The sequence below is a fragment of the Klebsiella sp. GG_Kp173 genome (assembly GCF_040062415.1).
In the GTDB taxonomy this organism is placed as follows: domain Bacteria; phylum Pseudomonadota; class Gammaproteobacteria; order Enterobacterales; family Enterobacteriaceae; genus Klebsiella; species Klebsiella quasipneumoniae.
Map to the genome: position 1 here is coordinate 317059 of NZ_JBEAFZ010000088.1, position 10518 is coordinate 327576.

At 56.5% G+C, this 10518-nt stretch carries 9 protein-coding genes; 7 read left to right on the forward strand and 2 right to left on the reverse strand.

All coding sequences use genetic code 11. The features are described 5' to 3' along the window. Positions 1 to 42 precede the first annotated feature (42 nt). From kup to rbsR, 7 genes are all read left to right on the forward strand, one after another. Entirely contained in the window at positions 43 to 1911 is a 1869-nt protein-coding gene (gene kup, locus ABLU50_RS24495) for a low affinity potassium transporter Kup (protein WP_004202319.1), read from the forward strand. Between the two features lie 184 nt (positions 1912 to 2095). Next, a complete protein-coding gene (rbsD, locus tag ABLU50_RS24500; protein WP_004202320.1) occupies positions 2096 to 2515 on the forward strand; it encodes a D-ribose pyranase in 420 nt (139 codons plus the stop codon). Positions 2516 to 2525: 10 nt separating this feature from the next. After that, on the forward strand, positions 2526 to 4031 hold the full coding sequence (gene rbsA, locus ABLU50_RS24505; protein ID WP_004202321.1) for a ribose ABC transporter ATP-binding protein RbsA: 1506 nt from the start codon (positions 2526 to 2528) through the stop codon (positions 4029 to 4031). A gap of 5 nt (positions 4032 to 4036) precedes the next feature. Beyond that, positions 4037 to 5002, forward strand: a complete 966-nt coding sequence (rbsC, locus tag ABLU50_RS24510) for a ribose ABC transporter permease (RefSeq protein WP_004202322.1) — start codon at positions 4037 to 4039, stop codon at positions 5000 to 5002. 27 nt (positions 5003 to 5029) lie between these two features. Beyond that, positions 5030 to 5920 (forward strand): ribose ABC transporter substrate-binding protein RbsB, encoded by an 891-nt coding sequence (rbsB, locus tag ABLU50_RS24515; protein ID WP_004202323.1) that lies wholly within the window; start codon positions 5030 to 5032, stop codon positions 5918 to 5920. A 102-nt stretch (positions 5921 to 6022) separates the two neighbouring features. Next, positions 6023 to 6952, forward strand: coding sequence for a ribokinase (gene rbsK / locus ABLU50_RS24520; protein WP_087832636.1), 930 nt, complete (start codon positions 6023 to 6025; stop codon positions 6950 to 6952). A 3-nt stretch (positions 6953 to 6955) separates the two neighbouring features. Next, entirely contained in the window at positions 6956 to 7948 is a 993-nt protein-coding gene (gene rbsR, locus ABLU50_RS24525) for a ribose operon transcriptional repressor RbsR (protein ID WP_004202326.1), read from the forward strand. Here the strand turns inward: rbsR and mdtD are convergent. Then, positions 7945 to 9342 (reverse strand): multidrug transporter subunit MdtD, encoded by a 1398-nt coding sequence (gene mdtD / locus ABLU50_RS24530; protein ID WP_004202328.1) that lies wholly within the window; start codon positions 9340 to 9342, stop codon positions 7945 to 7947. The two genes, rbsR and mdtD, sit on opposite strands and share 4 nt — an antisense overlap. 12 nt (positions 9343 to 9354) lie before the next feature. Next, positions 9355 to 10056 carry a FadR/GntR family transcriptional regulator gene (locus tag ABLU50_RS24535; protein WP_087832637.1) on the reverse strand — a complete coding sequence of 234 codons (702 nt, stop codon included), beginning with the start codon at positions 10054 to 10056 and terminating at the stop codon, positions 9355 to 9357. Between the last annotated feature and the right edge of the window lie 462 nt (positions 10057 to 10518).

Below are 10518 nucleotides of genomic sequence, written 5' to 3' on the forward strand. Positions count from 1 at the left end.
GGACTAGGCACACATTTGTTTTATAAACGAAAAGACTAGTCTATGAGCACTGATAATAAACAATCGTTGCCGGCGTTAACGCTGGCGGCCATCGGCGTGGTGTACGGTGATATCGGTACCAGTCCACTGTATACCCTGCGTGAATGCCTGTCAGGTCAGTTTGGCTTTGGCGTTGAGCGCGATGCCGTTTTTGGCTTTTTGTCGCTGATTTTCTGGCTGTTAATCTTTACCGTATCGATTAAATACATCACCTTCGTGATGCGGGCGGATAACGCCGGGGAAGGCGGGATCTTAACGCTGATGTCACTGGCCGGACGCAATACCTCGGCGCGGATGACCTCTGTGCTGGTGATCCTCGGCCTGATCGGCGGCAGTTTCTTCTATGGCGAAGTGGTGATAACCCCGGCGATTTCGGTCATGTCGGCGATAGAGGGGTTAGAAATTATCGCCCCGCAGCTCGATAGCTGGATTGTGCCGATCTCCATTATCGTGCTTACCCTGCTGTTTATGATCCAGAAGCACGGGACCGGGATGGTCGGCAAGCTGTTTGCGCCGATTATGCTGATCTGGTTCCTGTTGCTGGCGGTGCTTGGCGCGCGAAGCATTTACGCTAACCCGGAAGTTCTGCAGGCGCTGAACCCCTACTGGGCGGTGCACTTCTTCCTACAGTACAAGACCGTTTCCTTTATTGCGCTTGGCGCGGTGGTGCTGTCGATTACCGGGGTGGAAGCGCTGTACGCCGATATGGGGCACTTCGGCAAACTGCCGATCCGCGTCGCCTGGTTCTCCGTCGTACTGCCTTCGCTGGTGCTGAACTATTTTGGCCAGGGGGCATTGCTGCTTAAGCATCCGGAAGCGATTAAAAACCCGTTCTTCCTGCTGGCGCCGGAGTGGGCGCTGATCCCGATGCTGATTATCGCCACGCTGGCGACGGTTATCGCCTCGCAGGCGGTGATCTCCGGGGTCTTCTCCTTAACCCGTCAGGCGGTGCGTCTGGGCTATCTGTCGCCGATGCGCATCATCCACACCTCGGAAATGGAGTCCGGGCAGATCTATATCCCGTTTATTAACTGGCTGCTGTATGTCTCGGTAGTGATCGTCATCGTCAGCTTCGAGCACTCCTCTAACCTGGCGGCGGCGTACGGTATCGCGGTAACGGGCACCATGGTGCTGACCTCCATCCTTTCGGCAACGGTGGCGCGCAAAAACTGGCACTGGAATAAGCTGTTCGTTGGGCTGATGCTGGTGGCCTTCCTGTGCATTGATGTTCCGCTGTTCTCGGCGAACCTCGATAAGATTGTCTCCGGCGGCTGGCTGCCGTTATCCCTGGGTCTGGTGATGTTTACGGTGATGACCACCTGGAAGAGCGAGCGCTTCCGCCTGCTGCGTCGGATGCACGAGCACGGCAACTCGCTGGAAGCGATGATCTCTTCACTGGAGAAATCGCCGCCGGTACGCGTCCCGGGTACCGCGGTGTATATGTCCCGCGCCCTGAACGTGATCCCGTTTGCCCTGCTGCATAATCTGAAGCACAACAAGGTGCTGCATGAGCGAGTGATCCTCCTGACCCTGCGCACCGAGGACGCGCCTTACGTGCATAACGTTCGCCGGGTGCAGATTGAGCAGCTGTCGCCCTCATTCTGGCGGGTGGTGGCCAGCTACGGCTGGCGGGAAACGCCAAATGTCGAAGAGGTGTTCCATCGCTGTGGCCTGGAAGGCCTCAGCTGCCGGATGATGGAGACCTCGTTCTTTATGTCCCATGAGTCGTTGATTATCGGCAAACGGCCGTGGTATCTGCGTCTGCGCGGCAAGCTTTATCTGCTGTTGCAGCGTAACGCCCTGCGCGCGCCGGATCAGTTTGAAATCCCGCCAAACCGGGTTATCGAGCTCGGTACTCAGGTCGAAATCTGATGTCAAAAAGCCCTTCCGTTGCGAAGGGCTTTTTGTTTTTCACTCCGTTTGTCATGTCCTGTCGCTGTCTCGCGAAACGTTTCGATGGCGATCACATTTCTCTCTTCTGGTGATGGTTTTCTGCTCACACATTGATAATAATTATTGTAGCGAAACGTTTCGCTAGTGGAGCAAAAGAGAAAAAATGAAAAAAGGCACCGTACTTAACGCTGATATTTCCGCGGTCATCTCCCGCCTGGGTCACACCGATACGCTGGTGGTCTGCGATGCCGGATTGCCGGTTCCCCGCAGCAGCGCGCGCATCGATATGGCGTTAACCCAGGGCGTACCTTCATTTATGCAGGTTCTGGAAGTGGTGACGACGGAAATGCAGGTTGAAGCGGCTGTCATCGCGGAGGAAATTAAGACGCATAATCCGCAGCTCCACGCGACGTTGCTCAACCATCTTGAGCAGCTGCAGCAGCACCAGGGAAATACCATTGAAATTCGTTACACCAGTCATGAGCAGTTCAAAAAACAAACCGCAGACAGTCAGGCGGTAATTCGCAGCGGGGAGTGTTCCCCGTTCGCGAATATCATTCTCTGTGCCGGCGTTACGTTCTGAGGTCGCCGTCATGGAAGCCTTATTGCAACTGAAAGGGATCGATAAAGCGTTCCCTGGCGTCAAGGCGCTCTCCGGCGCCTCGCTGAATGTCTATCCTGGCCGGGTGATGGCGCTGGTGGGTGAGAACGGCGCCGGTAAATCCACCATGATGAAAGTGCTGACTGGGATCTATACCCGTGACGCCGGCGCTTTATTATGGCTCGGTAAAGAGACCACCTTTAACGGCCCAAAATCTTCCCAGGAAGCCGGGATCGGCATTATCCATCAGGAACTGAACCTGATCCCGCAGTTGACGATCGCCGAGAACATCTTCCTTGGCCGCGAGTTCGTTAACCGCTTTGGCAAAATCGACTGGAAGCGGATGTATGCCGAAGCCGACAAGCTGCTGGCGAAGCTGAATCTCCGTTTTACCAGCCAGAAGCTGGTGGGCGATCTGTCGATTGGCGATCAGCAAATGGTGGAGATCGCCAAAGTGCTAAGCTTCGAGTCGAAGGTCATCATTATGGATGAACCGACCGACGCGCTGACCGATACCGAAACCGAATCGCTGTTCCGCGTGATCCGCGAACTAAAATCGCAGGGGCGCGGCATCGTCTACATCTCCCACCGCATGAAAGAGATCTTCGAGATTTGCGACGACGTGACCGTGTTCCGCGACGGGCAGTTTATCGCCGAACGCGAGGTCTCCTCGCTGGATGAAGACCGTCTGATCGAAATGATGGTTGGCCGGAAGCTGGAAGATCAGTATCCGCATCTGGCTAAGGCGCCGGGCGCGGTGCGTCTGAAAGTCGATAATCTCTGCGGCCCGGGCGTGGAAAACGTGACCTTTACCCTGCGCCAGGGGGAAATCCTCGGCGTCGCCGGGCTGATGGGCGCCGGGCGGACCGAGCTGATGAAAGTGTTGTATGGCGCGCTGCCGCGCAGCAGCGGCTCTGTGACGCTCGACGGTCACGAAGTGGTGACCCGTTCGCCACAGGATGGCCTGGCGAACGGCATTGTCTATATATCCGAAGACCGTAAGCGCGATGGCTTAGTGCTCGGGATGTCGGTAAAAGAAAATATGTCCCTGACCGCCTTGCGCTACTTTAGCCGGACGGGAGGAAGCCTCAAGCATAAAGATGAACAGCAGGCGGTCAGTGATTTCATCCGGCTGTTTAACGTGAAAACGCCGTCCATGGAGCAGGCGATCGGCCTGCTCTCCGGCGGCAACCAGCAAAAGGTCGCCATCGCCCGCGGGCTGATGACCCGGCCGAAGGTCCTGATCCTCGATGAGCCGACCCGTGGCGTCGACGTCGGGGCGAAGAAAGAGATCTACCAGCTCATCAATCAGTTCAAAGCCGATGGCCTGAGCATCATTCTGGTCTCCTCCGAGATGCCGGAAGTGTTGGGCATGAGCGATCGCATCATAGTGATGCATGAAGGGCATCTCGGCGGTGAATTCACACGCGAGCAGGCCACCCAGGAAGTATTGATGGCTGCCGCTGTGGGCAAGCTTAACCGTGTGAATCAGGAGTAAGAAAGATGACAACCCAGGCTGTTTCTGGTCGCCGTTATTTCACGAAAGCGTGGCTGATGGAGCAAAAATCGCTGATTGCCCTGCTGGTGCTGATCGCGGTGGTATCGACCATGAGCCCCAACTTTTTTACCGTCAATAACCTGTTCAATATTCTGCAGCAGACCTCCGTTAACGCCATTATGGCGGTAGGGATGACGTTGGTCATACTGACCTCGGGGATCGACCTGTCCGTCGGTTCCCTGCTGGCGCTCACCGGCGCGGTGGCGGCGTCGATCGTTGGCATTGAGGTGAATGCGCTGGTGGCGGTCGCTGCTGCCCTCGCATTAGGTGCGGCGATCGGCGCAGTCACCGGGGTGATTGTGGCGAAAGGCCGCGTGCAGGCTTTCATCGCCACCCTGGTGATGATGCTGCTGCTGCGCGGCGTGACCATGGTGTACACCAACGGCAGCCCGATCAATACCGGCTTTAGCGATAATGCCGATCTGTTCGGCTGGTTTGGTATCGGGCGTCCGCTGGGGATCCCGACGCCGGTATGGATCATGGCGATTGTCTTCCTGGCGGCCTGGTACATGCTGCACCATACTCGCCTGGGCCGTTATATCTATGCCCTTGGCGGTAATGAGGCAGCGACGCGTCTGTCCGGGATTAGCGTCAATAAAGTCAAAATTATCGTTTACGCGTTGTGCGGGATGCTGGCGTCGCTGGCAGGGATTATCGAAGTGGCGCGCCTCTCCTCCGCACAGCCAACGGCCGGGACAGGCTATGAGCTGGACGCCATTGCGGCAGTCGTGCTCGGCGGCACCAGCCTGGCGGGCGGCAAAGGACGCATTGTCGGCACGCTGATTGGCGCGCTGATCCTTGGCTTCCTGAATAATGGTTTGAACCTTTTAGGCGTTTCTTCCTATTACCAGATGATCGTTAAAGCGGTGGTGATTTTGCTGGCGGTACTGGTAGATAACAAAAAGCAGTAACTAAGAACTCTACAGGACATCTTAACTATGAATATGAAAAAACTGGCGACCCTGGTCTCTGCTGTTGCGCTAAGTGCGACCGTTAGCGCGAACGCGATGGCCAAAGACACCATCGCTCTGGTTATCTCTACTCTCAACAACCCGTTCTTCGTGTCTCTGAAAGACGGCGCGCAAAAAGAAGCTGACAAACTGGGCTACAACCTGGTGGTGCTCGATTCCCAGAACAACCCGGCGAAAGAGTTGGCTAACGTTCAGGATTTAACGGTGCGCGGCGCGAAGCTGTTGCTGATCAACCCCACCGACTCTGATGCCGTCGGCAATGCTGTGAAGATGGCGAACCAGGCGAAAATCCCGGTCATCACCCTTGACCGTCAGGCGACAAAAGGCGATGTCGTGAGCCACATCGCCTCTGACAACGTGCAGGGCGGAAAAATGGCGGGCGATTACATCGCGAAAAAGCTGGGTGAAAGTGCGAAAGTCATTGAGCTGCAGGGCATTGCCGGGACTTCCGCGGCGCGCGAGCGTGGCGAAGGCTTCAAACAGGCTGTGGCGGCGCACAAGTTCAATGTTCTGGCCAGCCAGCCGGCCGATTTCGACCGTACTAAAGGGCTGAACGTGATGCAGAACCTGCTGACCGCCCATCCTGACGTCCAGGCGGTGTTCGCGCAGAATGATGAAATGGCGCTCGGCGCCCTGCGCGCGTTGCAGACCGCAGGCAAGTCCGATGTGATGGTGGTTGGATTTGACGGCACTCCGGATGGCGAAAAAGCAGTAAACAGTGGCAAACTGGCGGCGACCGTCGCACAGTTGCCGGAGCAGATCGGCGCGAAAGGCGTTGAGACTGCTGATAAGGTACTGAAGGGCGAAAAAGTGGAGGCTAACTACCCGGTTGAGCTGAAGCTGGTCGTTAAGCAGTAATATGCGATTCGGACTGGCAACGGTCCGAGGGACAATATAAAAAAGAAAAGCAGGGCATGCGCCACCGGATCCCGGTGGCGCGCTTTCCCGGGAACAGAAACGATGAAAACTGCAGGCAAACTTGTCGTCCTTGGCAGCATCAATGCCGATCACATTCTCAACCTTGACGCTTTCCCGACACCGGGTGAAACCGTCACCGGCAACCACTACCAGCTGGCGTTCGGGGGGAAAGGGGCCAACCAGGCAGTGGCCGCCGGGCGCAGCGGGGCGGATATCGCGTTTATCGCCTGTACCGGCGATGACGACATCGGTGAACGCATCCGCCGCCAGCTGGCAAGCGATAAAATCGATGTGGCGCCTGTGCGCGCGGTCGCCGGGGAAGCAACCGGCGTGGCGTTAATCTTCGTTAACGCCGAAGGTGAGAATGTCATCGGTATTCATGCCGGCGCCAATGCGGCATTATCCGTCGCTCAGGTAGAGGCGGAAAAAGCGCGGATCGCCAGCGCGCAGGCGTTGTTGATGCAGCTCGAGTCACCGCTGGAGAGCGTGCTGGCGGCGGCGAAAATCGCCCATCACCATCAGACCACCGTGGTGCTTAATCCCGCGCCAGCGCGTGAACTGCCCGATGAACTGCTGGCGCTGGTGGATATCATTACCCCCAACGAAACCGAAGCGGAAAAGCTGACGGGTATTCGCGTTGAGAGTGACGAGGATGCGGCAAAAGCCGCCGACGTGCTGCATGCCAAAGGCATTGGTACGGTGATGATCACCCTCGGCAGCCGCGGCGTCTGGCTCAGTGCCGAAGGCGAAAGCCGCCGGATCCCAGGGTTTCGTGTGCAGGCTATTGATACTATCGCCGCTGGCGACACCTTCAACGGCGCGCTGGTAACCGCGCTGCTGGAAGGAACCGATCTGCCGGAGGCGATCCGCTTTGCACATGCCGCGGCGGCGATTGCCGTGACCCGCAAAGGCGCGCAGCCTTCCGTGCCGTGGCGCACAGAGATCGATGAATTTTTAGCGCAACAGGGGTAATGCTTGGCTACGATGAAAGATGTGGCCCGCGTAGCGGGCGTTTCCACATCGACGGTGTCACACGTCATCAATAAAGACCGCTTTGTCAGCGAGGCGATCACCGCCAAAGTCGACGCCGCGATCAAAAGCCTTAACTACGCCCCCTCTGCGCTGGCGCGTAGCCTCAAGCTTAATCAAACCCGCACCATCGGCATGCTGATCACCGCCAGTACCAATCCGTTTTATTCGGAGCTGGTGCGGGGCGTGGAGCGCAGCTGCTTTGAGCGGGGTTATAGTCTCGTACTCTGTAATACGGAAGGTGATGAGCAGCGAATGAATCGTAATCTGGAGACGTTAATGCAAAAACGCGTCGATGGATTACTGCTGCTGTGCACTGAGACCCACCAACCCTCTCCGGAAATTATGCAGCGCTATCCGTCGGTTCCGACGGTCATGATGGACTGGGCGCCGTTTGATGGCGATAGCGATCTGATTCAGGATAACTCGCTGCTCGGTGGTGATATGGCGACCCAGTACCTGATCGATCAAGGGTATTCACACATCGCCTGCATTGCCGGCCCGCTGGATAAAACCCCGGCGCGTCTGCGCCTTGAAGGTTACCATGCTGCGATGGCGCGCTGCGGTCTGCCCGTAGCCGAGGGATATGTGGTGACCAGCGATTTTGAGTTTGGCGGCGGGTTTAGCGCGATGCAGCGGCTGCTGGCGTTGCCGCAGCGGCCGCAGGCGGTGTTTGTCGGTAACGATGCCATGGCGGTTGGCGCTTATCAGGCGTTATACCAGGCCGGGCTGCAGATCCCGCAGGATATGGCGCTGGTGGGTTACGATGATATTGAACTGGCTCGCTATATGACGCCGCCGTTGACCACCATTCATCAGCCAAAAGATGAGCTGGGGGAACTGGCCATCGACGTGCTGATCCATCGCATGGCCGACCCGCAGCAAAAACAGCAGCGCGTACAGTTAACCCCGGAGCTGGTGGTCCGCGGTTCCGCTTAGCGTTTGTGCCGCTCGCTAATCAGGTTGCGGCCATCCTTCGCTCTTAACAGCATAAACATCAGCGCCGACACGATGGTTATCACGCCCATGGTAATAAAGGTGTAGTGAAACTGCTCTACGGTGCTGGCGCTGTCAAAACCTTCATAGAAGCGCAGCACCGCAGCGCTGATGGCCACCCCGAGACTGATGGAAAGCTGCTGGGTGACGGCCAGCAGGCTGTTGCCGCTGCTGGCATTGTCATCCGTCAGATCGGCCAGGGTAATGGTATTCATGGCGGTAAACTGCGTGGACATCGCCATCCCCAGCACGAACAGCGGCAGAAGAAGCATCCACAGCGGCATTTCTGGCGACTGCAGCGAGAACTGGGCAATCATAAGGCCAATAAACACGGTGATCCCCACCAGGGTCTTACGATAGCCAAACCAGCGCAGCACCTGGGTAACGGTAGATTTCGCAATAATCGAGCCGATAGCGGTGGGGGCGATCATACAGCCGGCGATAATGGCCGGATAGCCGAAGCCAACCTGTAGCATGAGCGGCATCAGAAACGGCACGCAACCCGTACCCAACCGCGTGGCAAGGTTGCCGGCAATGCCAACCGAGAACGTATGGGTCTTAAATAAAGAGAGCGAGATAAGCGGCGCAGGATGGCGGCGCGCGTGACGGACATAGGCCAGGAGCAATATCAGACTGACGGCGATCACCGCCAGCGCCAGCCATGTCGCCACAATTTTTTCGCCAAACAGTTCAATACCGCTGGAAAATAACACCAGGCTTAAGCCAAATAACAGGAAACCGGTTATATCGAAGCGTCGGCGCGGCGTTGTGAAATTTGGCATGTATTTACGGGCGTACAGAATGCCGATCACGCCGATGGGAATGTTTATCAGGAAAATCCAATGCCAGCTGGCCCAGGTAACAAATACCCCGCCGAGCACCGGACCCAGAATCGGTCCCACCAGTCCTGGCATGGTGACAAAGTTCAGAACCGGCAGCAGTTCGCTGCGCGGATAGGCGCGCAGGAGGGCCAGCCTCGCCACCGGCATCATCATCGCCCCGCCGATCCCCTGAATGACGCGAAAAATGACCAGTTCCGTTAATGAACTGGAGAGCGCGCAGGCGAGGGAGCCGAGAGTAAACAGGCTAACGGCGATGATAAAGACCCGACGCGTGCCGAAGCGATCGGCCAGCCAGCCGCTGACCGGGATCAGCATCGCCACCGTCAGCGTATAACTGATGATGGCCGACTGCATTGCTAACGGGGAACGATTCAGGCTGTGGGCGATAGCCGGGAGGGCAGTGTTAAGAATGGTGGCATCCAGCGCCTGCATAAAGAAGGCCATCGCCGCAATCCACGGCAGGCCGGCCATGCTGCGCCCTTTTTTTCCGCTCATGCCAAATCCTTGTTATTGATTTACGTGGTGGGGGGCGTTTAGCAGCGCCTGGCAGGCAAGTAAGGCGCCCGGCGCATCACTGTTGAGAATGGCATCGACAATCGTCTGGTGGAGATCGAGCTTCACCACTTCATTTTGCGTAATTGATGTGAAGTAAGTGTGATAGACCGAATGAAATAAAGAAGCGAATGAGCTGAGGAAAGGATTACCGCTCATTTCATAGATATGTTCATGCCAGGCCATATCGACTGCAATCCAGCGATCGCGCTGAAAATGGCGTTTCAGAGCAATCATCTCTTCCATTAATGTATTGAGCTGCGCTTTTTGCCCGGCGGTGCCGTTGGCGGCGGCGAGAAAGCAGGCCTGTGGCTCCAGGCTGCTGCGCATGACGAGAAAGTGGCTCACCACCTCTTCGAAGTTATCTTCTGTTAGCCACCAGGAGAGCAGTTCCTTATCAAGGAAATTCCAGCTGCTGCGCGGCATGACCCGGGTGCCAATGCGAGGGCGGGGCAGCAGCATGCCTTTTGCAGTAAGCGTCTTCACCGCTTCGCGGACGGCGGTACGGCTTACGCCGAACTGCTCCCCCAACTCCATTTCGCCGGGAAGAATGCTTTCCGGCTGATATTCGCCAGTCAGTATTTTTTGGGCGAGCTTTTCGGCCAGTACCCAGGAGATGTTCTTTTGTGCCGCCAGTTGCTGTGCGCTTAAAGACATAAATGCCGTTCCTTTCTTTCCTCTACTCTAACAGTATGCCACCAGGCGCCCCGTTTCGTCGGTTAAAACGGCAAAACGGCGGTTTTTTGCGACATTCCTCGCCGCATTGTTGAAAAAAGAGACGGTTGAAAACTTTTTTTGCATTTCCCCTTGTCACCTCAGAATTACTCCCTATAATGCGCCTCCACTGACACGGAACAACGGCAAGCAAGCCGCCGGGTCAGCGGGGTTCCGGTGAGAACCTCGCAGAGAAAAGCAAAAATAAATGCTTGACTCTGCAGCGGGAAAGCGTAATATGCACACCCCGCGCCGCAGCGAAAAACGAAGCGGCACTGCTCTTTAACAATTTATCAGACAATCTGTGTGGGCACTCAAAGTGACATGGATTCTTAATGTCTTCGGACAATAAATGAATACCAAGTCTCAAGAGTGAACACGTAATTCATTACGAAGTTTAATTCT

What these genes read in the sequence shown, in the direction of transcription:
- rbsD (WP_004202320.1), top strand. Translation starts at nt 2,096, where the DNA reads ATGAAAAAAGGCACCGTACTTAACGCTGATATTTCCGCGGTCATCTCC.
- mdtD (WP_004202328.1), bottom strand. Translation starts at nt 9,342, where the DNA reads ATGAGCGGAAAAAAAGGGCGCAGCATGGCCGGCCTGCCGTGGATTGCG.
- rbsC (WP_004202322.1), top strand. Translation starts at nt 4,037, where the DNA reads ATGACAACCCAGGCTGTTTCTGGTCGCCGTTATTTCACGAAAGCGTGG.
- ABLU50_RS24535 (WP_087832637.1), bottom strand. Translation starts at nt 10,056, where the DNA reads ATGTCTTTAAGCGCACAGCAACTGGCGGCACAAAAGAACATCTCCTGG.
- rbsB (WP_004202323.1), top strand. Translation starts at nt 5,030, where the DNA reads ATGAATATGAAAAAACTGGCGACCCTGGTCTCTGCTGTTGCGCTAAGT.
- kup (WP_004202319.1), top strand. Translation starts at nt 43, where the DNA reads ATGAGCACTGATAATAAACAATCGTTGCCGGCGTTAACGCTGGCGGCC.
- rbsK (WP_087832636.1), top strand. Translation starts at nt 6,023, where the DNA reads ATGAAAACTGCAGGCAAACTTGTCGTCCTTGGCAGCATCAATGCCGAT.
- rbsA (WP_004202321.1), top strand. Translation starts at nt 2,526, where the DNA reads ATGGAAGCCTTATTGCAACTGAAAGGGATCGATAAAGCGTTCCCTGGC.